Raw genomic sequence first — 19,482 nt, forward strand, 5'->3', positions numbered from 1 at the left:
ATCGCCCTCGCGGCGCCTCAGCCGCGGCCCACCATGCGCTTGAGGCCCAGCCACTGCTGCGCCCAGAAGCCCCGGCCGTAGTCGCGCACCCGGCCATCGGCGCCGGGCTCGACCTGGTCGCGGACGCCGGTGGGGTCGTAACGGTCTTCGAAGTTCGCGGTGCGAAACAGCATGTCCCACCACGGCAGCAGCACGCCGAAGTTGTGGCCGCCCAGCGTGCTCTTTCCGTGGGACTCGTGGCCCAGCCCGATGCTGTGGTGCAGCCGGTGAAAGCGCGGGCTGATCCACAGCCGCTCGCCGATGGCGCCGAAGCTGAGCCGGAGGTTCGCGTGCTGCAGGCTTTCGCTCAGCTGCGTGAAGGCCACGAAGGCGATGAACTGCCCCGGCGCCACGCCGATCAATTGCGCCACGATGACGATGATGGCGTCGTGGACGATGTCGTCGAGCAGGTGGTTGCGGTCGTCGCTCCACATGGTCATCTGCCGCTGCGAATGGTGCAGCGAATGCAGGCCCCACCACCAGTTGAACTGGTGCTGGCCGCGGTGGATCCAGTAGCCGACGAAGTCGAGCACCACCAGGTAGATGGCAAAGGCCACCCACGGCACATCGGTCACGCCGGGCCAGACTTCGTCCAGGTGGAAGGTGCCCCACCCTGCCGTGCGCAGGCTGCCGATCGCATCGTCGAAGAAGGGCTGCAGCGTGAAGAAAAGCGCCAGCCGGAACAGGCCCAGCCGATGGATCAACGTGTAGAGCACATCGATGCGGATGGCGTGGCGGTCGACCACGGGCGCCACCGAGCGCCACCGCTGCAACGGCCCGATCACCGCGAGCAGCACGGCGATCTGCACGAACCCGACCAGCAGCCAGCCGGTGGCGTCGAAGGCGTCTTCGGTCCAGCCGCCCAGGCCGACGGCGTACACCAGCGGCTGCACCGCCGCTTCGAAGAGCCAGCCCTGCACGGCCGAGAAAATGTCGGTCAACCAGTCGATCACGGCAGCCGCCTCAGGGATGGGATGCGATCCAGGCGCGGTAGTCCGGGTGCTGGCGCAGGGTTTCGAAGCAGAAGCCCTTGGCCTTCAGGCCGACGATCAGCGGCTCCAGATTGGCCGGCGCCCACGGGTCCTTGCGCGACCAGATGCCCAGGTGGGCCAGCAGGATGTCGCCGGGGCGGATGGTGTCCAGCGCCTGCGTCAGCAGCTTCTCGTTGCTGAATTTCTCGCTCGGCAGCTCGTCGCCGAGGAAGCCGGCGGGCGCCCAGCCCACGTGCGCGTAGCCGCAGGCCTTGGCGGCCGCGAGGAGTTTGGGCGAGGTCTTGCCGCCCGGCGCGCGGAACAGCGGCAGCGGCTTCTTGCCGGTGATGAGGGCCAGCCGGTCGGAGGCCTTGCCGATGTTGGCGCAGTATTCGGCCGCGCTCCAGGTGAACTCGCGGCCGGCGAATGCGCCTGCCGAGGGCTTCACCCGGAAGCTGGGCGTGGTGCCCTTGAGGTCGGCGCGCCAGTAGGTGTGGTCGTAGGTGTGCGAGGCGAACTCGTTGCCTTCGGCCGCCCTCGCCTTCCACCACGGCGCCCAGTGGTTGTCCAGGCTGTCGCCGTCGGTCTGGGTGCGTTCAGCGGCGGCAAAGAAAGTGACGCGCACGTTCTGCCGCTTGAGCACGTCGGCCACCAGCGGGGCAATGCCCATGTGGCCGGTGTCGAAGGTCAGGTAGACCGGCTTTTCGCAGGTGCCGCCCTGCGCCCAGGCGGCGGGCGCCAGGGCAACGGCGACCGCCAGCGCGGTAAAACGGCTCGCGCGGCTTGTACCGCCGGCGTGCCTAGATGCGCTTGGCATGGTCGAGCGTCCAGACGCCATGGGGAGAGCGGCCGACATTGACCTGGCGCACCACCTTCTGGGTCGCCAGGTCGACCACCGTGAGCTTCTTGGCCCAGCGCGAGGTGACGTACAGCGTCTTGCCGTCGGCCGACACGTCCATGCAGTCGGGGCCGCCGGGCACCGCGTAGTTCGCACTGACCTTCAGCGTCGCAATGTCGATGCGGCTGATGGTGTTGGCCACCCGGTTGCTCACGAACACACTCTTGCCATCGCCGGCCGAACGGAATGCGTGGGCGCCCTTGCCGGTGGGGATCTTGCCGACCAGCCTGGGCTCGGTGCCGGCCACGTCGAACACCTGCACGCCGTCGCTGCCGGTCAGGCCCACGAGAAGGGTCTTGTCGTTGTGCACGCCGAAGATGTCGGCCGGCATCGCGCCGGTGGCGATGCGCCAGCGGATGGCCTGCGTGGGCAGGTCGATGGCGATCAGCTCGTCGCTGTCCTGCATCGTCACGTAGGCGATGGTGCTGGTGTTGTCGATCCAGATGTGGCTGGGCGTCTTGCCCGACGCGATGCGCTTGGCGAGCTTGAGGTCCTTGCCGTCCCAGCGGTAGATGTCGACATGGTTCAGGCGGTTGCCCGCGGTGACGAACCACTTCATGTCGCGCGAGAACTGCAGCTGGTACGGGTCGATGATCCCGTAGACCACGCGCTGGACTTCCGCCGTCTTGGGGTTGAGGAAGGTGAGCGAATCGCCTGCCGAATTGGCCACGATGACCGACTTTTCGTCGGGCGTCATGTAGATGTGGTGCGGCTCCTTGCCGGTGGGAATGCGCAGCTTCTCGGTCCAGTCGACCGGATTGATCACGCTGACATTGGCGTCCAGCGAGTTCAGCACAAAGATGGGAGGGAGCTCGGGCGGTGCGGCGGCGGCGGCGCCGTGGGCCAGCAAGAGAGCGAGGGACGAAAACAGGAAGGCCGCGATGCGGCCGTTCGGGCGGGCGGGGAGTCGCAAGGGAATGTTCCGGGAAAGTGCTGACAAGCTTAACGGTCAGGACTGATGGCTGGCTGACCGGCCCGCGGCTCTTTCCATCCCCTATTTCGGTGGTTTGGCAGGCTTTGTGGGCGCGCGCAGCGCCGCGACCTCTTCGGCGGTCAGCCAGCGCCACTGCCCCGGCGCCAGTGCTTCGGGCAGAGACAAGTCGCCGATGCGCGAACGGTGCAGCCCTTCGACCCGGTTGCCCACCGCGGCCAGCATGCGCTTGACCTGGTGGTACTTGCCCTCGGTGAGCGTGAGCCGAAGGTGCAGCGGGCTGTCGGATTCGCAGGCGGCCGCGCGCACCGGCTTCGGGTCGTCGTCCAGCACCACGCCGGCCAGCAGCTTGGCGATCTGCGCCTCGTCCACCGGGTGCTTGGCCGTCACCTCGTAGACCTTGGGCACGTGGTGCTTGGGCGAACCCATCTTGTGGATGAACTGGCCGTCGTCGGTCATCAGCAGGAGGCCGGTGGTGTCCTGGTCGAGCCGGCCGATGGCCTGCACGCCCTGCACCGCGCCCTTGTTGGGCCGAAGGCGCAGCGGCGACGGCAGCAGCGTGTAGATGCTCGGGTAGGTCGAGGGCTTCTGCGAGCATTCGGTGCCGGCCGGCTTGTGCAGCATCAGGTAGGCCTTCTCGTGATAGGCCCAGCCGACGCCCTGCACGGTGAAGAGCAGGCCTTCGGGTTCAAGCTCGGCGAAGGGGTCGTCGACCACCTGGCCCGCGACGGTCACGTAGCCTTGCTGGACCAGCCCCGCGCACACGCGTCGCGTGCCGAAGCCCTGGGTGTAGAGGATGTCTTGCAGGTGCATGGAAATGAAAAAAGCGGCCGCGCCGGCATGGCACGACCGCCCTGGAGTTTGCAGTATCAGTACCCGGCGGCCAGGCCGGTGTTGCGGCGGGGGTCGTTCGCGCCGTAGAAGCGGTTGGCACCCACCGGCTTGCCGCCCAGCGACGGCGCGCCCACGATGATCGCCGCCATGTGGTTGGCCGGCTGCGGCACACCCAGGTTGTGGCCCATGTCGGTCAGGATCTTGCGGGTGTCGGGGCTGATCGCGTAGGTTTCGACGTTGGTGACATCAGGCAGCCATTGCTGGTGGAAGCGCGGCGCATCGACGGCCTCCTGCACGTTCATGCCGTAGTCGACCACGTTCAGGATGGTGTGCAGCACCGCCGTGATGATGCGGCTGCCGCCGGGCGTGCCGACCACGAACACCGGCTTGCCGTCCTTGGACACGATGGTCGGGCTCATCGAGCTCAGCGGGCGCTTGCCCGGGGCGATGGCGTTGGCTTCGCCCTGCACCAGGCCGTACATGTTGGGCACGCCAATCTTGGCGGTGAAGTCGTCCATCTCGTTGTTCAGCAGCACGCCGGTCTTGTCGGCCGTGACCTTGGCGCCGAACCAGTCGTTCAGCGTGTAGGTGACCGAGACCGCATTGCCCCACTGGTCGGTAATCGAGTAGTGGGTGGTGTTGCTGCCTTCATGCGGCGCGACGCCGGGCTTGATGTCCTTGGAGACACCGGCCTTCTTCGGATCGATGACGGCGCGGATCTTTTCGGCATAGCCCTTGTCGAGCAGGCGGTCGAGCGGGTTCTTCACGAAGTCCGGGTCGCCCAGGTAGCTGTTGCGGTCCACGTAGGCATGGCGCATGGCCTCGATCTGGTAGTGCACCGATTGCGCCGAGCGAAAGCCCAGGTCCTTGAGCGGATAGCCCTCCAGGATGTTGAGCATTTCGCAGATGATCACGCCGCCCGAGCTGGGGGGCGGCGCCGACACCACGCGGTAGCCGCGGTAGTCGCACTCGATGGGCGCGAGCTCGCGCGTCTTGTATTGGTCGAGGTCGGCCTGGGTGATGATGCCCTTGCCGGCCTGGCTCGATGCCACGATCGCCTTGCCGACCCAGCCCTTGTAGAAGCCGTCGGTGCCCTTGGCGCTGATTTCCTTCAGCGTCTTGGCGAGGTCTTTCTGCACCAGCTTCTGGCCGACCTGGAAAGGCTGGCCCTTGTTCAGGAAGATCGCGCCGGAGACGGGGTCTTTCTGGAAATCGGCGGTGGAGGTCCACAGCATGTCGATGTCGCCCTGCTCCAGCGCGAAGCCCTTGTCGGCCAGCTGGATCGAGGGGGCGATCAGCTCGGCGCGCTTCATGGTGCCGTATTTCTCGCGCGCGTATTCCATGCCCGACACCGAGCCCGGCACGCCGACGGCAAGGTGGCCGTTGGTGCTCAGGCCCTTGATGACGTTGCCGTCCTTGTCCAGGTACATGTTGGCCGTGGCGGCCAGCGGGGCCTTCTCGCGGAAGTCGAGGAAGGTCTTGCGGCCGTCGGCCAGCTGCAAGGTCATGAAGCCGCCGCCGCCCAGGTTGCCCGCCGCCGGGTACACCACCGCCAGCGCGTAGCCCACGGCCACCGCTGCATCGACCGCGTTGCCGCCGCGCTTGAGCACGTCGACGCCGACCTTGGTGGCCAGGTGCTGCGCGCTCACGACCATGCCGTGCTCGGCCGCAACGGGCGCCTGCGATGCGGCCTGCGATGCGCCCGCGGTGAGCGCGAGCGCCGCCGCGACGGCGGCGCGCAGTATTGGGGTCCAGTGGAATGAGTGCATGTGAAGGTCTCCTCTTTGCGTCGGATGAAGAATGTGGAAGTGCGCGGTATCAGGCCGTCAGAAGCGCCTTGCGCCGCAGGTCGCGCAGGGCCAGCGCCACCTGTTCCCTCGCGAACGCCTTCAGCGCCGCAGGCTCGGTCAGCGGCTTGTCGTCCTTGATGAAGCGCAGGCGATCGGCGCGCACTTCGGCCGCCAGGTGCTCGGCCAGTGCTTCGTGCGAATGCGCACCGTCCAGCAGCGGCAGCAGGCTGCGCTCCAGCAAGGTGAGCCCTATGGATTCGTGCCACTGGTTGCAGGCGTGGGCATTCGCACCGCCCGCCAGGGCCAGGCCAGGCGCACTGCGGATGGCGGCCAACGCCTGCGGCAAGGCGGACACCGCAACGGCCGCAGGCACCGGGGTGCGCCGGATTCGCAGCGCGCCCAGGATCACCAGCTCTTCGAGCATGGCCAGCACGGTTTTTTCGACGGACGCGCGAGGCTCGCCCGTGAGTTCGCCGGCAGCATCGATCAGCGCCTCGGCCGACAGGGAGGCCGGGTAGTTCGTGTGCAGCAATTGCGCCACCGCCTTGTGCACCGGCACGCGCAGCGTGACCTTGAGGCTGCGTATCGCATGGCAGGATTGCTCGCGGGCATCGAGCGTGAGCGGGCCTTGGTCTTCGGTGTCGAACACGCCCGCGAACTCCAGCGCCCGAATACGCGCAGGGTCCAGGCGATAACGGATGTCCCTGGCGCGCTCCTGCTTCACCAGCAAGGTTTGGCGGAAGGTCCGGTTGACCAGGAAGTCGAGGTACTGCTCCATCATGATCTGGCTGCTGCCGCATTCGCGCAGCAGCGGGTCGCGCACCTTCTCGCCGTAGTTCTGCACGAACATGGTCGACGGCTCGGCATCGCACAGGTAGGCCAGTCCGCGGGCATCCGCACGCGCGGCGAACTCCTTGAAATAACAAGGCTCGTTGCAGGGCTCGAGGAACTCGTGCAGCAGGTAATAGCTGCTGGAACCGCGCACGATCGGCATGGCCTCATCGAGCGTCTTCTTGAGCACGCTGTCGGGGCGTGCCGACTGTTCGAGGAACTCGAGCATGCCGCGTGCGTAGGAGAGCTTTTCTTCCGGCGTGTCGCGCGGGCCGCCGCGCAGGATCATCGCGTCGCGCACGATCTCGCGCGCCTTCCAGCCGGGATACACGTTGTAGCTCACATACGCCACACCGTTCGGCGCCAGATTTTCGGCGCAGATGCGCAGGATCGCGTCCTGCACCGGCCCCGGCACCCAGCTGTAGACGCCGTGGCAGATGATGTAGTCGAACTGGCCGAACGAGGCGTCGATCTGGGAGATGTCGAAAGCCCTGAGCTCCACATTCGAGAGACCCGCGTGCGCGATGGCCGCGGCACCTTGCGCCACCTGCACTCTGGACAAGTCGACGCCGAGCGCGCGCGCTTCGGGATGGCGCGCCGCAAAGGGAATCAGGTTGCCGCCGGCCGCGCAGCCGAGTTCGAGCACGCGCGCGGTGGCCGGAGCGGGGGCATCGAGTCCGAACAGGAAGGCCAGGGCTTCGAGGTGCTCCACGGCCGACTGGGGGAACGGGTGCGAGTCGTAGGGCACCGCGTCGTAATAGCTGGTCAGCGTGGAAGTCAATGAATCCGGCACGAGCGTCCTTCGGGGTCTGGGAGCGCCGCGATGTGACAGCGCTCGCCGACTATAAGCCTTGCGATCAGGCAAAAAAAACCCAGCCGGGAAGCTGGGTCGAAGCCTTTCTGCTGGCATTGCATCAAGGACCCCGCACAGGTTGAACCGGCGGAGGACGGCGAACCCGTCAAGGAGAAAACGGTCGCTGGCGCGTGGGCGGGCAGAGCCGGCTGGCGCCAGATGGCGCGATGGCAGACGCGGACTGCGCGCCGTCGGTGATGGGGCGCAACCAATCCAGGGCGGCTTCGTCGGGTCGCATCGCGCGCAGCCGCGCATCGTGCCGGAGGTGGCGCGCAAGGTCCTCCAGCTCGAGGGTGTCGACGCTGTGCCAGCGCTGCTGCAACTGATGCGCGCAGGCAGCGATCCAGAGCGTGGCGGGCAACTGATTCATGGCGATATTTTACTGTATATTTGTACAGTATTCTCATCAAGGATGCTGCCATGCCCCAGACCGACGACACAGGCCCCGCCCCCAATCACGCACTGACGGAGGCCCTCGCCTGGATCTCGAAATTCGCTCATGCCTGGAAGGCGATCGAGCCGGCGCCGATGAGCCTGAACATCGACGGATTCATCATCTGGGGACCAGTGCTCTACGAAAAGCACAACGGCGAAGACCCGGTGCTGCTCGCGCAGCAGCTGTTCGGCAAACCGGGGCCTTACGCCAAGTACCTGTATCCGGCGCGCAAGCTGCCTTCGGCCGCAGATCCGGCGTCTTAGAATGGCCCGATGAATTGGCGCACACTCCTCCCGCTTGCTTTGGTGATCACCGGCTGCTCGGCCCCGAACGAGATCGTGCCGTTTCGCGAAGGCGTGCTTCGCGCGCCAAGCTACACGCTGGCGGCGGACTACTGCAGCGCGAAAAGCCTGACGCCGAAATGGATCGGCAGAGCACCTGCCGAGTCCGGCGTGCTGTTTCAGTGCTACTGAGCCGCTGCACCAGCGGTTAGGGCGGCGCAGCCACCAGCGCATGCGGGTAGGCTCAAATAAAAAAAACGGAAGCCGTTGATCACAACGACTTCCGTTCCGTGGAGTGGTGGAGCTGGGGGGATTTGAACCCCCGTCCGCAAGCCTTCATCGCGCAGTTCTACATGCTTAGTGATCTGATTTGAGTCTCGCTTCCGGAGTCGCGCAGTCACACGCTAAACCGGACGCCAGCACCCTATTTTCTCGCCCCGACCCAAGGTACCCGGATCGGAACCAGCCCATGTAATTATCTTTGCAGCCGGGAGGTTTCAGATTGCTCTGTCACCCCCTTGCCCAGCCCATCGGCCTGCTGTTGCAAAGCTCACTGGCAATTAAGCAGCGAGTGCGAAACGTTCGTCGTTTGCAGTTAGTTTGTTTGAATCTGTTTTACGAGCGCATTCAGCTCGACATGCCCCGCTGCGACTCCGAACCCACGTCGAAACCAGTGCAGCCCCAAGCTTCCCATTTTAGGCGCTATTGAGCCATTGCAAGAGCTCAAGGGGCGAAGAGATTGAAGCATCGGCCTCCCAGAGCGCGGCATCGGCTTTAGAACCCATGTAACCGTAGGTGGCCGCGACGGTTCGCATGCCGGCAGCGCGGCCCGCAATGATGTCGCGCTCGTCGTCGCCGACATAGATACAAGCCTCGGAAGGAACGCCCAACCGGCGCGCCGCCTCATGAAGCGGCTCGGGGTGTGGCTTGGCATGCGGCGTGGTGTCACCGCTCACGATGGCACCGGCGCTTGCGAAAAGCGGCATGGCGCGGGTCAGCGGATCGGTGAACCGCATCGACTTGTTGGTCACCACGCCCCACAACAACCCACGCGCCTGGATCGCATCGATCAGCGCCTGCACGCCATCGAACACCTGCGTGTTGAGCAGCATGCGCTGCTCGTAGGTCACAAAAAACTCTTCTCTCAGCTCGGGAAACTCCGGCGCATCGGGCGTGATGCCGAATGCCACACCGAGCATGCCCCGCGCACCCGAGCCTGCAAACGGACGATATCGTTCCAGCGCATAGGAGGCCAAGCCTCGATCGGTTCGCATCTTGTCGGCTGCTGCGCCCAAATCGGGCGCGCTGTCGATCAACGTGCCGTCGAGGTCGAACAGCACGGCTTGCGTCGCCATGCGCTTCATTGCTGCGAACCCGGCAACGATGGCTTCTGCGTTGCGAACATGTAGTTGACGCTGGTGTCGCCGCTGAGCCAGTAGCGGCGGGTCAGGGGGTTGTGTTCCAGGCCGCGCGTGTGCCGCAGGTCCAGGCCGGCCGCACGGCAGTAGGCTGCGAGTTCGCTGGGACGGATGAGTTTTGCGTATTCATGGGTGCCGCGCGGCAACATGCCGAGGATGTATTCGGCGCCCACGATTGCCAGCGCGAAGGACTTCAGGTTGCGGTTGATGGTCGAAAAAAACACCCATCCGCCGGGCTTGACCAGTGTGGCGCAGGCCTGGATCACCGAGGCCGGCTTGGGCACATGCTCGAGCATCTCCATGCAAGTGACGACATCGAAACTGCCCGGTTGCTCGGCGGCAAGGGCCTCGGCGCTGATCTCCCGGTACTTGACGCCCCGCGTTCCGGCTTCGAGCGCATGCAGTTGGGCCACTTTCAGCGCCTTGCCGGCAAGGTCGATGCCCAGCACGTCGGCGCCCTTGCGGGCCATCGAGTCGGCCAGAATGCCGCCGCCGCAACCGATATCGAGCACGCGGCGCTCTGAAATTGGCGCAATGCCGTCAATCCATTCGAGGCGCAATGGATTGATTTCATGCAAAGGGCGGAATTCACTGTCCAAATCCCACCACCGATGCGCAAGTTCTGAAAACTTGGCGAGTTCAGCCGGATCGGCATTCACGTTTTCTGTCATGCGGCAATTATGAAGCGAGCAATGGACGTCGCGTGCCGGAAAAAGCCTTGATGAATCTCCATCGGCAAATTCAGCAGGCATAAAAAAACCCCGCCGAAGCGGGGTTTTCATCATCGATGGAATCGATTGATTAGTTGGCGCGGGTGCCAACCACTTCGATTTCCACGCGACGGTTCTTGGCGCGGCCTTCCTTGGTGCGGTTGTCAGCCACTGGCTGCTTCTCGCCCTTGCCTTCGGTGTAGACGCGGTTGCGTTCGATGCCCTTCGAGACCAGGAAGGCCTTGACGGCTTCGGCACGGCGCACCGACAGACGCTGGTTGTAGGCGTCCGAACCGATCGAGTCGGTATGGCCCACAGCGATGATCACTTCGAGGTTGACGCCACGGATCTTCTCGACCAGATCGGTCAGCTTGGCGCGACCTTCAGGCTTCAGAACCGACTTGTCGAAGTCGAAGAACGCGTCAGCAGCGAAGGTCACCTTCGAAGCAGCCACGGCAGGCGGTGCGGGGCGCGCAGGCGTCACGCCGGGGGGCGTCGGAGCGACAGCAGCGGGGCGGACCAGAGCGCCGTCGCAACCGGCGGCGGCGGTAGCCGGCGTCCAGTTGGCATCGCGCCAGCACAGTTCGTTCGTACCGTTCTTCCAGACCAGTTCGCCGGTGCCGTTTTGCCAGTTGTCGATCGTAGGACCGCCGTCCGCAGCGGTGACACGGGTCTGCGCGCCGGCGGCAGTGGCGAGCGCAGCGACTGCAAACATCATCGCCACTTTATTCAGTTTCTTCATGGTTCTCCTCTTGGGGAAAAAGCCGCAGCCGCGCTGCGAATCAAGGACGCTTTAAGTGACCACCACCCAAAACGTTGAGGCGATTGTGCCATAGGGTCTTTGGCAAACAGGCCGCAGGACACCCCCGAAGCGTAGGACGGAGGCGGAATAGCGGCCTTGTGTTGCGGCGGTGCGACACCCCTCGCAGCGTAAAATTTCGCCTTCCTGCCGCCAGCCTCTTGCCCATGACCTCCTTCGCCAAAGAAACCCTGCCCATCAGTCTTGAAGAGGAAATGCGCAGCAGCTATCTCGACTACGCCATGAGCGTGATCGTAGGCCGAGCGCTTCCCGACGCACGCGACGGCCTCAAGCCGGTGCATCGGCGCGTGCTGTTCGCCATGCACGAACTCAACAACGACTGGAACCGCCCTTACAAGAAGTCCGCTCGTATCGTGGGCGACGTGATCGGCAAGTACCACCCGCACGGCGATCAGTCCGTCTACGACACCATCGTGCGGTTGGCGCAGGACTTCTCTATGCGCCACATGCTGGTGGATGGCCAGGGCAACTTCGGTTCGGTGGACGGAGACAACGCAGCTGCAATGCGTTATACGGAAATCCGGCTGGCCAAAATTGCACATGAAATGCTGGCCGATATCGACAAGGAAACTGTCGACTTTCAAGACAATTACGACGGCTCCGAAAAAGAACCCAAAGTTTTGCCGAGCCAGTTGCCTAATTTGCTGGTCAATGGCTCGGGCGGTATTGCGGTCGGCATGGCCACCAATATTCCGCCGCACAACCTGAATGAGGTGGTGGACGCCTGTTTGCATCTGCTGCGCAACCCCGAAGCCAGCATCGACGAGCTGATGGAAATCGTGCCCGCGCCCGACTTCCCCACCGCCGGCATCATCTACGGCATCAACGGCGTGAAGGACGGCTACCGCACCGGTCGCGGCAAGGTCGTGATGCGCGCCAAGTGCCATTTCGAGGACATCGACCGCGGCCAGCGCCAGGCGATCATCGTCGACGAGCTCCCCTATCAGGTCAACAAGAAGACGCTGCAGGAGCGCATGGCCGAGCTGGTGCACGAAAAGAAGATCGAAGGCATCAGCCACATCCAGGACGAGTCCGACAAGTCGGGCATGCGCCTGGTGATCGAACTCAAGCGCGGCGAGGTGCCCGAGGTCGTGCTGAACAACCTCTACAAGCAGACGCAGCTGCAGGACACCTTCGGCATCAACATGGTGGCGCTGGTCGACGGCCAGCCCAAGCTGTGCAACCTGAAGGACCTGATCCAGGTCTTCCTGCAGCACCGCCGCGAAGTGGTCACGCGCCGCACCGTCTTCACGCTGCGCAAGGCACGCGAACGCGGCCATGTGCTCGAAGGCCTGGCAGTGGCGCTGGCCAACATCGACGAGTTCATCCGCATCATCCGCGAATCGCCGACGCCGCCTGTCGCCAAGGCAGAGCTCATGACCCGCAGCTGGGACAGCAAGCTGGTGCGCGAAATGCTTACGCGTTCGCGCGCGGACGGCGGCGTCATCAACGCCGACGACTATCGCCCTGAAGGCCTCGAACGCAATTTCGGCATGGGCGGCGACGGCCTTTACCGCCTCTCGGACACCCAAGCGCAGGAAATCCTGCAGATGCGCCTGCAACGCCTGACCGGCCTGGAGCAGGACAAGATCGTTGCCGAGTACAAGGAAGTCATGGCAGAGATCGACGATCTGCTCGACATCCTGTCCAAGCCCGAGCGCGTATCGGTCATCATCGGCGACGAACTCGGCACCATCCGTCATGAATTCGGCCAGACCAAGGTGGGCGCGCGCCGCAGCCAGGTCGAGCACAGCGCCTTCGACCTGTCGACCGAAGACCTGATCACCCCGACCGACATGGTCGTCACGCTCTCGCACAGCGGCTATATCAAAAGCCAGCCCCTGGGCGAGTACCGCGCGCAGAAGCGCGGCGGGCGCGGCAAGCAGGCCACGGCAACGAAGGAAGACGACTGGATCGACCAGCTCTTCATTGCCAACACCCACGACTACATCCTGTGCTTCTCGAACCGCGGCCGCCTGTACTGGCTCAAGGTGTGGGAAGTGCCCGCGGGCTCGCGCGGCTCGCGCGGCCGGCCGATCGTCAACATGTTCCCGCTGCAGGAAGGCGAAAAGATCAACGTCGTGCTGGCGCTGACCGGCGAAAAGCGCGTGTTCCCGGCGGACCAGTATGTGTTCATGGCCACCTCGATGGGCACGGTCAAGAAGACGGCGCTCGACGAATTCAACAACCCGCGCAAGGGCGGCATCATCGCTGTCAACCTCGACGACGGCGACTACCTGATCGGTGCGGCGCTGACCGACGGCAAGCACGACGTGATGCTCTTCAGCGACGGCGGCAAGGCCGTGCGTTTCGCCGAGGACGACGTCCGCCCCCTGGGCCGCAATGCGCGAGGCGTGCGCGGCATGTCACTGGACCCAGGCCAGGGCGTGATCGCCATGCTCGTGGCCGAGGACGAACAGCAAAGCGTGCTCACCGCCACGGAAAATGGTTACGGAAAGCGAACAAGCATTACGGAATACACGCGACACGGTCGCGGAACCAAAGGCATGATCGCGATTCAACAGAGTGAGCGCAACGGCAAGGTCGTTGCCGCCACCCTCGTGCATGCGGACGATGAGATCATGCTCATCACCGACAAGGGCGTGCTTGTGCGCACCCGTGTTGCCGAAATTCGTGAACTAGGTCGCGCGACGCAAGGCGTCACGCTGATCGGGCTCGACGAAGGCGCCAAACTCAGCGGGCTACAACGTATCGTCGAGAACGACGCGAACGGCGAGAGCGAGCCGGACGCAGACGACACTTCCACATCTTCAACGGAGAATCCTCAGTGAAAAAAATCAAACTCGCACTTCTGACGGTAGCTTTGGCCAGCAGCTCGATGGCCGCCATGGCCCAGGACAAGGCCGCGCTCATCAAGCAGTTTGTCGACATCCAGCGTCCCGGCATCGAATCGCTGGCACGCGGTCTGGTCGAGCAATCGAGCTCGCCGATCGCCCAGGCCGGCTCGCAGTACCTGCAGACGCAAGTGCCTGAAGCCAAGCGCGAATCGGCCGCCAAGGCAGCCGACGCCGAACTGAAGAAGTACTTCGACGACGCCTACCCCATCGTGCGCGACAAGGCTGTGCAACTGGCACCGGGCGCGCTGACGCCGCTGCTGGAGCAGAACTTCAATGAAGAAGAACTCAGGCAGTTGCTGGCGTGGATCAACTCGCCGCTCAGCAAGAAGTACCAGGACCTGAACCCCAAGATGCAGACCGCATTGACGGAAAAGCTGGTGGCCGAAACCCGCGCCACCATCGAACCCAAGATGCGTGCACTGGACACCAACGTCGCCAAGGCCCTCGGCGCACCCACCGACGGTGGCGCAGCCCAAGGTTCCGCACCCGCCAAGGCGCCAGCCAAGGCCCCCGCCAAGAAGTAAAGCAACGTGACCCAGCAGCAGACGCCGGCCGGCAAGCGCCCCTACAACTTCTCGGCCGGTCCGGCTGCCATGCCGGAGGAGGTGCTGCAACGCGCCGCCTCCGAAATGCTCGACTGGCAAGGCAGCGGCATGAGCGTGATGGAAATGAGCCATCGCGGCAAGGAATTCGGCGCCATCTGCACGCAGGCCGAAGCCGACATCCGCGCGCTGCTGGCCGTGCCTTCGCACTTCCACATCCTGTTCATGCAGGGTGGCGGGCTGGGCGAAAACGCCATCGTGCCGATGAACCTCTCGCGCGGCAAAAGCGCCGACTTCGTGATCACCGGCAGTTGGAGCATCAAGTCGCACAAGGAAGCGCAGCGCTATTGCAGTGCGCGCATTGCTGCGAGCAATGCAGACAACCAGCACACCCAACTCCCCGACCCCGCGACCTGGCAACTCAGTAAAGACGCGTCGTACGTGCACCTGTGCACCAACGAGACCATCAACGGCATCGAGTTCCAGGAGCTGCCCGACCTCGCCGCGCTAGGCAGCGATGCGCCGCTGGTCATCGATTTCTCGTCGCATGTCGCCTCGCGCAGCGTCGACTGGACCCGCGTAGGCCTTGCCTTCGGCGGTGCGCAGAAGAACCTGGGGCCCGCGGGCCTCACGATCGTGGTCGTGCGCGACGACCTGCTGGGCCATGCGCTCGAGATCTGCCCGAGCGCTTTCAACTACAAGACCGTTGCCGACAACAACTCCATGTACAACACCCCGCCGACCTGGGGCATCTACATGGCGGGGCTCACCTTCCAGTGGCTGAAGCAGCAGACCGAAGGGGCGCTCACCGGCGTGGCCGCGATGGAGCAGCGCAACATCGAAAAAGCGAAGCTGCTGTACGACTTCATCGACGGCTCCGACTTCTATGCCAACCGCATCGATGCCAGCTGCCGTTCGCGCATGAATGTTCCTTTTTTCCTCGCCGACGAAAGCCGCAACGAAGCCTTCCTGGCCGGCGCGCGCGAGGCCGGACTGCTGCAACTCAAGGGCCACAAGTCGGTCGGTGGCATGCGGGCCAGCCTCTACAACGCCATGCCGCTGGCAGGGGTGCAGGCGCTCGTGGGCTACATGCGAGAATTCGCGCGATCGCATGCCTAGGCGCATGCGCCCTAGCTGCTCGCACCGATGACCGCCTCCGCACCCACACCGCCCTCCTCCAACGACAACTCCGAAAGCCTTGCCGATCTGCGCGTGCAGATCGACTCGCTCGACCAACGCCTGCTCAGCCTGCTCAACGAGCGCGCCCATGTGGCCGAGCTGGTCGGCGAGGTCAAGAAGCGCGAGGGTACGCCCTTCTTTCGTCCTGACCGCGTTGCCGCCGTCATCGACAAGATGCAGAAAAGCAATGGCGGTCCGCTCAAGGACCTGCATGTGGCGGCCATCTGGCGCGAGATCATGTCGGCCTGCCTGGCGCTTGAGTCGCCGCAACGCGTGGCTGTGCTCGGCCCCGAAGGCACCTTCTGCGAGCAGGCCGCCATCGAGTATTTCGGTGGCGCCGCCGACCTGATCTACTGCGCGAGCTTCGACGAAGTGTTCCACGCCACGGCCGCGGGCAGCGCCCAGTACGGCGTGGTCGGCGTCGAGAACTCGACCGAAGGCGTGGTCACCCGCTCGCTCGATCTGTTCCTGCATTCGCCCACCCATGTCGTCGGCGAAGTCAGCCTGCTGGTACGTCACCACCTGCTGCGCAGCGAAAACTCGCTCGAAGGTATCGAGGCCGTGCTGGCCCATCCGCAGGCGCTCGCGCAATGCCAGACCTGGCTGTCCAAGCACCTGCCCAATGCCGAGCGCCGCGCCGTGTCGAGCAACGCCGAAGGCGCACGCCTCGCGGCCACCAACCCGGCCTGGGCCGGACTCGCCGGCGAACGCGCCGCCACCCGCTTCGGCCTGCACATCGTGGCGCACGCCATCCAGGACGATTCGTACAACCGCACCCGTTTCTCGGTGATCTGCCTTCCGCAAACGCTGGCGATGCCGCCAGCATCGGGCAAGGACTGCACGAGCCTGATCGTCTCGGTGCCGAACCGGCCCGGCGCGGTGCACGACCTCCTGGTGCCGCTGAAGGCCAACAACGTCTCGATGACACGCTTCGAATCGCGCCCAGCGCGCACCGGCCAGTGGGAGTACTACTTCTACATCGACCTGGACGGCCATCCCTCGCAGCCCAACGTGGCTGCGGCGCTGGCCGAACTGCGCGGTCTCTGCGCGTTCTACAAGGTGCTCGGCGCCTACCCCATCAAAGCCTGAGCCGGACAGACACACGATGTTCGAGCAACTGGGATTGATCGGCTGCGGCCTCATGGGCGGCTCCTTTGCGCTCGCGCTCAAGCGCGCGAAGCTGGTGAAACGCGTGGTCGGCTACAGCAAGTCGCCGTCCACCACAGAGCGGGCGCGCCAGCTCGGCGTGATCGACGTGGTCGCGCCTTCCGCGCTGCTGGCGGTATCCGGCGCCGACCTGGTGCTGCTGGCCGTGCCGGTGGCCGCGTCGGAGGCCATGTTCAAGGCCATCCGCCACGGCATCTCCAGCGAGACGCTGGTGATGGACGTCGGCTCGACCAAGGGCGACGTCATCGAAGCCGCGCGCAACGGCCTTCAAAAGCAGTTCGCCAACTTCGTTCCCGCGCATCCGATCGCCGGCAAGGAAGTCTCGGGCATCGAGCATGCCGAGGCCTCGCTGTTCACTGGCCGCCAGGTGGTGCTGACCCCCGTCAAGGCCACGCTGCGCTCCAACGTGCAACGGGCCTCGCAGGTGTGGAGCGGCATCGGCGCCCACGTCGTCACGATGACGCATGAGGAGCACGATGCCTCCTTCGCCGCCGTGAGCCACCTGCCGCACCTGCTGGCATTCGCGTACACCAACGCCCTCACCTCGCAGCCGCAAGGCGACCGCTTTCTCAGCCTCGCGGGGCCGGGCTTCAGAGATTTTTCGCGCATCGCCGCGAGCGACCCCGTCATGTGGCGCGACGTGCTGCTCGCCAACCGCGAGCAGGTGCTGCTGCAATCGCAGGCTTTCCGAAAGGCGCTGGACGATCTCGAGGCACTGATGGCCGCAGGCGACCTGCAGGCGCTGGAGCAATCCATCGCTGCCGCGAGCAAGGCCCGCGCGGCCTGGAAGCCCAATTCGAACGCCGACGCCTCGGCCCGGCAGGATTCCTGACATGTTCTCCACGGCGTTCCTCGATCTCCCGCCCCTCACAGGCGCCGCAGGCACTGTGCAGTTGCCGGGCTCCAAGAGCATTTCCAACCGCGTGCTGCTGCTGGCCGCGCTCGCGAGCGGCACCACCACCATCCACGACCTGCTCGATTCCGACGACACGCGCGTGATGCTCGCTGCACTGCGCGCACTCGGCTGCGGCATCCAGCCTGCTGGGAGCACAGTGCAGATCACCGGCCTGGGCGGCCAGCTGAAGCCCAGCGAAACGCTGCTGCCCTTGTTCCTGGGCAACGCCGGCACGGCCATGCGTCCGCTGACCGCGGCGTTGTCGCTGCTGGGCGGCGAATTCGAACTGAGCGGCGTGCCGCGCATGCACGAGCGGCCCATCGGCGACCTGGTCGATGCGCTCACGCAGCTGGGTTGCCACATCGATTACCTCGGCAACCCCGGCTACCCGCCGCTGCGCATCCATCCCGTGGACCACGGCGACCTGGTCCTCGACGCGCCGATCCGCGTGCGCGGCGATGTGTCGAGCCAGTTCCTGACGGCCCTGCTGCTGGCATTGCCCCTTGCCGCGGGCGGCCCTTCGGCGGGGCGCGACATCGTGATCGAGGTGATCGGCGAGCTGATTTCCAAGCCCTACATCGAGATCACGCTGAACCTGCTTGCGCGTTTCGGCATTGCGGTGCGGCGCGACGGCTGGGAGCGGTTCACCATTCCCGCGGGCAGCCGCTACAGCTCGCCAGGCGACATCCACGTCGAGGCGGACGCCTCGTCAGCCAGCTATTTCATCGCACTGGGCGCCATCGCGACGGGCGTTGCCGGAAAGAACGGCATCCGCATCGAAGGCGTGGGCGCCGACTCGATCCAGGGCGACATCCGCTTCATCGACGCCGCCCGGCAGATGGGCGCCCTGGTCGACAGCGGGCCGAACTGGCTCGAAGTGCGCCGCGGCGCCTGGCCGCTCCAGGCCATCGACCTCGACGCCAACCACATCCCCGACGCCGCGATGACGCTCGCCGTCATGGCGCTCTATGCCGACGGCCCGAGCACGCTGCGCAACATCGCCAGCTGGCGGGTGAAGGAAACCGACCGCATCGACGCCATGGCCAACGAGCTCAAGAAGCTCGGCGCCACGGTCGAGGCGGGCCCCGACTTCATCCGCGTGCACCCGCTCGCACAGGCCGATTGGCAGGCGGCGAGCATCCGCACGTATGACGACCACCGGGTGGCCATGTGCTTTTCGCTCGCGGCGTTCAACCCGGCGGGCGTGCCGGTGCGCATCCTCGAGCCCCATTGCGTGGCCAAAACCTTCCCCGATTACTTCGAAACCCTGTTCTCGGTCGCCGAGGCAGCCGAAGTGCCGGTGATCTGCATCGACGGCCCCACCGCCTCGGGCAAGGGCACGCTGGCGGCCGAAGTGGCGCGCCTTCTGGGCTATCACTACCTCGATTCAGGCTCGCTCTACCGCGTGACCGGCCTTGCCATGCGCCGCGCCGGCCTCAGCGCCGATCGGCAGCACGAAGCGCAGATCGCGGCCCTGGCGGCCGCCCTGCCCCTGCAGTTCATCGAGGGCAAGGTGATGCTGGACGGCGAGGACGTGAGCGACGAGATCCGCACCGAAGCGGCCGGCATGGACGCCTCGCGCGTCTCCACGCTGCCCGCCGTGCGGGAGGCGCTCCTGGCGCTGCAGCAACGCTTTCGCCAGCTCCCGGGCCTGGTCGCCGACGGCCGCGACATGGGCACCGTGATCTTCCCCGACGCGCCGCTCAAGGTCTTCCTCACGGCCAGTGCGGCCCAGAGAGCGGAACGGCGCCATAAGCAATTGATTTCAAAGGGTATTTCGACTACACTCGATAGTCTTCGCTCCGACTTGGAAGCACGCGATGCCCGGGACTCCTCCCGCAGCGTTGCGCCTCTCAAACCGGCGCAGGATGCCCGCCACCTCGACAACTCCCAGCTGTCCATCGAGAAATCGATCGATACGGTGCTGAACTGGTGGCAGCAAATTCAACCGTTCAAGCCCGCTTGAGCGGATTGAACCGGCAGCCCTTCAAGTCCGCTTGAAAGGCTCGCGCCAACCGGGTTGTCCGGC

Annotated in this window: 18 protein-coding genes and 1 other RNA gene; 8 read left to right on the forward strand and 11 right to left on the reverse strand. The window is 65.1% G+C overall.

The window, feature by feature from the left end; all coding sequences use genetic code 11:
- Positions 1 to 17 precede the first annotated feature (17 nt).
- The 7 genes from ABIC90_RS15600 to ABIC90_RS15630 form a co-directional block, all read right to left on the reverse strand.
- Complete coding sequence (locus tag ABIC90_RS15600) at positions 18 to 992, reverse strand: sterol desaturase family protein (RefSeq protein WP_354355410.1); 975 nt, start codon at positions 990 to 992, stop codon at positions 18 to 20.
- 10 nt (positions 993 to 1,002) lie between these two features.
- Positions 1,003 to 1,827, reverse strand: coding sequence for a polysaccharide deacetylase family protein (locus tag ABIC90_RS15605; RefSeq protein WP_354355412.1), 825 nt, complete (start codon positions 1,825 to 1,827; stop codon positions 1,003 to 1,005).
- Complete coding sequence (locus tag ABIC90_RS15610) at positions 1,811 to 2,821, reverse strand: YncE family protein (protein WP_354355414.1); 1,011 nt, start codon at positions 2,819 to 2,821, stop codon at positions 1,811 to 1,813. The genes ABIC90_RS15605 and ABIC90_RS15610 overlap by 17 nt, the downstream gene beginning before the upstream one ends.
- Before the next feature lie 81 nt (positions 2,822 to 2,902).
- A complete protein-coding gene (locus tag ABIC90_RS15615) occupies positions 2,903 to 3,652 on the reverse strand; it encodes a pseudouridine synthase (RefSeq protein ID WP_354355416.1) in 750 nt (249 codons plus the stop codon).
- 56 nt (positions 3,653 to 3,708) lie between these two features.
- The gene (gene ggt, locus ABIC90_RS15620) at positions 3,709 to 5,442 is read right to left on the reverse strand and encodes a gamma-glutamyltransferase (protein WP_354355418.1); all 1,734 of its coding nucleotides are present in this window, start codon (positions 5,440 to 5,442) and stop codon (positions 3,709 to 3,711) included.
- A gap of 49 nt (positions 5,443 to 5,491) precedes the next feature.
- The gene (locus ABIC90_RS15625) at positions 5,492 to 7,087 is read right to left on the reverse strand and encodes a class I SAM-dependent methyltransferase (RefSeq protein ID WP_354355420.1); all 1,596 of its coding nucleotides are present in this window, start codon (positions 7,085 to 7,087) and stop codon (positions 5,492 to 5,494) included.
- Between the two features lie 166 nt (positions 7,088 to 7,253).
- Positions 7,254 to 7,517 (reverse strand): hypothetical protein, encoded by a 264-nt coding sequence (locus ABIC90_RS15630; protein ID WP_354355422.1) that lies wholly within the window; start codon positions 7,515 to 7,517, stop codon positions 7,254 to 7,256.
- A gap of 50 nt (positions 7,518 to 7,567) precedes the next feature.
- Here ABIC90_RS15630 and ABIC90_RS15635 point away from each other — a divergent pair, with 50 nt between their 5' ends.
- Positions 7,568 to 7,846 carry a hypothetical protein gene (locus ABIC90_RS15635; RefSeq protein WP_354355424.1) on the forward strand — a complete coding sequence of 93 codons (279 nt, stop codon included), beginning with the start codon at positions 7,568 to 7,570 and terminating at the stop codon, positions 7,844 to 7,846.
- Positions 7,847 to 7,855: 9 nt separating this feature from the next.
- A complete protein-coding gene (locus tag ABIC90_RS15640; RefSeq protein WP_354355426.1) occupies positions 7,856 to 8,056 on the forward strand; it encodes a hypothetical protein in 201 nt (66 codons plus the stop codon).
- A 104-nt stretch (positions 8,057 to 8,160) separates the two neighbouring features.
- Here ABIC90_RS15640 and ssrA read toward each other — a convergent pair.
- The 4 genes from ssrA to ompA form a co-directional block, all read right to left on the reverse strand.
- Positions 8,161 to 8,547, reverse strand: a transfer-messenger RNA (tmRNA) gene (gene ssrA / locus ABIC90_RS15645).
- A gap of 12 nt (positions 8,548 to 8,559) precedes the next feature.
- Positions 8,560 to 9,228, reverse strand: a complete 669-nt coding sequence (gene gph / locus ABIC90_RS15650; protein WP_354355428.1) for a phosphoglycolate phosphatase — start codon at positions 9,226 to 9,228, stop codon at positions 8,560 to 8,562.
- A complete protein-coding gene (gene ubiG, locus ABIC90_RS15655) occupies positions 9,225 to 9,953 on the reverse strand; it encodes a bifunctional 2-polyprenyl-6-hydroxyphenol methylase/3-demethylubiquinol 3-O-methyltransferase UbiG (RefSeq protein WP_354355789.1) in 729 nt (242 codons plus the stop codon). Before ubiG ends, gph begins: the two co-directional genes overlap by 4 nt.
- Before the next feature lie 130 nt (positions 9,954 to 10,083).
- The gene (ompA, locus tag ABIC90_RS15660; protein ID WP_354355431.1) at positions 10,084 to 10,734 is read right to left on the reverse strand and encodes an outer membrane protein OmpA; all 651 of its coding nucleotides are present in this window, start codon (positions 10,732 to 10,734) and stop codon (positions 10,084 to 10,086) included.
- 224 nt (positions 10,735 to 10,958) lie between these two features.
- Between ompA and gyrA the strand changes: the two genes are divergently transcribed.
- The 6 genes from gyrA (at position 10,959) to ABIC90_RS15690 (ending at position 19,419) form a co-directional block, all read left to right on the forward strand.
- On the forward strand, positions 10,959 to 13,604 hold the full coding sequence (gyrA, locus tag ABIC90_RS15665; protein WP_354355433.1) for a DNA gyrase subunit A: 2,646 nt from the start codon (positions 10,959 to 10,961) through the stop codon (positions 13,602 to 13,604).
- Positions 13,601 to 14,194 carry a DUF2059 domain-containing protein gene (locus ABIC90_RS15670; RefSeq protein WP_354355435.1) on the forward strand — a complete coding sequence of 198 codons (594 nt, stop codon included), beginning with the start codon at positions 13,601 to 13,603 and terminating at the stop codon, positions 14,192 to 14,194. Before gyrA ends, ABIC90_RS15670 begins: the two co-directional genes overlap by 4 nt.
- A 69-nt stretch (positions 14,195 to 14,263) precedes the next feature.
- Positions 14,264 to 15,331 carry a 3-phosphoserine/phosphohydroxythreonine transaminase gene (serC, locus tag ABIC90_RS15675; RefSeq protein ID WP_354355791.1) on the forward strand — a complete coding sequence of 356 codons (1,068 nt, stop codon included), beginning with the start codon at positions 14,264 to 14,266 and terminating at the stop codon, positions 15,329 to 15,331.
- 27 nt (positions 15,332 to 15,358) lie between these two features.
- Positions 15,359 to 16,480 (forward strand): prephenate dehydratase, encoded by a 1,122-nt coding sequence (gene pheA, locus ABIC90_RS15680; protein WP_354355437.1) that lies wholly within the window; start codon positions 15,359 to 15,361, stop codon positions 16,478 to 16,480.
- A 16-nt stretch (positions 16,481 to 16,496) separates the two neighbouring features.
- Positions 16,497 to 17,390, forward strand: a complete 894-nt coding sequence (locus ABIC90_RS15685) for a prephenate dehydrogenase (protein ID WP_354355439.1) — start codon at positions 16,497 to 16,499, stop codon at positions 17,388 to 17,390.
- 1 nt (position 17,391) lies between these two features.
- The gene (locus ABIC90_RS15690; RefSeq protein ID WP_354355441.1) at positions 17,392 to 19,419 is read left to right on the forward strand and encodes a bifunctional 3-phosphoshikimate 1-carboxyvinyltransferase/cytidylate kinase; all 2,028 of its coding nucleotides are present in this window, start codon (positions 17,392 to 17,394) and stop codon (positions 19,417 to 19,419) included.
- Positions 19,420 to 19,482 lie beyond the last annotated feature (63 nt).

The organism is Variovorax boronicumulans (genome assembly GCF_040544675.1).
GTDB classification, from domain to species: domain Bacteria; phylum Pseudomonadota; class Gammaproteobacteria; order Burkholderiales; family Burkholderiaceae_C; genus Variovorax; species Variovorax boronicumulans_D.

Bases quoted from the DNA above. Each gene is read 5' to 3' on its own strand.
- ggt (WP_354355418.1), bottom strand. From the start codon at position 5,442: ATGCACTCATTCCACTGGACCCCAATACTGCGCGCCGCCGTCGCGGCG.
- serC (WP_354355791.1), top strand. From the start codon at position 14,264: ATGCCGGAGGAGGTGCTGCAACGCGCCGCCTCCGAAATGCTCGACTGG.
- gyrA (WP_354355433.1), top strand. From the start codon at position 10,959: ATGACCTCCTTCGCCAAAGAAACCCTGCCCATCAGTCTTGAAGAGGAA.
- ABIC90_RS15615 (WP_354355416.1), bottom strand. From the start codon at position 3,652: ATGCACCTGCAAGACATCCTCTACACCCAGGGCTTCGGCACGCGACGC.
- ABIC90_RS15630 (WP_354355422.1), bottom strand. From the start codon at position 7,517: ATGAATCAGTTGCCCGCCACGCTCTGGATCGCTGCCTGCGCGCATCAG.
- ubiG (WP_354355789.1), bottom strand. From the start codon at position 9,953: ATGACAGAAAACGTGAATGCCGATCCGGCTGAACTCGCCAAGTTTTCA.
- ABIC90_RS15635 (WP_354355424.1), top strand. From the start codon at position 7,568: ATGCCCCAGACCGACGACACAGGCCCCGCCCCCAATCACGCACTGACG.
- ABIC90_RS15605 (WP_354355412.1), bottom strand. From the start codon at position 1,827: ATGCCAAGCGCATCTAGGCACGCCGGCGGTACAAGCCGCGCGAGCCGT.
- ABIC90_RS15640 (WP_354355426.1), top strand. From the start codon at position 7,856: ATGAATTGGCGCACACTCCTCCCGCTTGCTTTGGTGATCACCGGCTGC.
- ABIC90_RS15690 (WP_354355441.1), top strand. From the start codon at position 17,392: ATGTTCTCCACGGCGTTCCTCGATCTCCCGCCCCTCACAGGCGCCGCA.
- ABIC90_RS15685 (WP_354355439.1), top strand. From the start codon at position 16,497: ATGTTCGAGCAACTGGGATTGATCGGCTGCGGCCTCATGGGCGGCTCC.
- pheA (WP_354355437.1), top strand. From the start codon at position 15,359: ATGACCGCCTCCGCACCCACACCGCCCTCCTCCAACGACAACTCCGAA.
- ompA (WP_354355431.1), bottom strand. From the start codon at position 10,734: ATGAAGAAACTGAATAAAGTGGCGATGATGTTTGCAGTCGCTGCGCTC.
- gph (WP_354355428.1), bottom strand. From the start codon at position 9,228: ATGAAGCGCATGGCGACGCAAGCCGTGCTGTTCGACCTCGACGGCACG.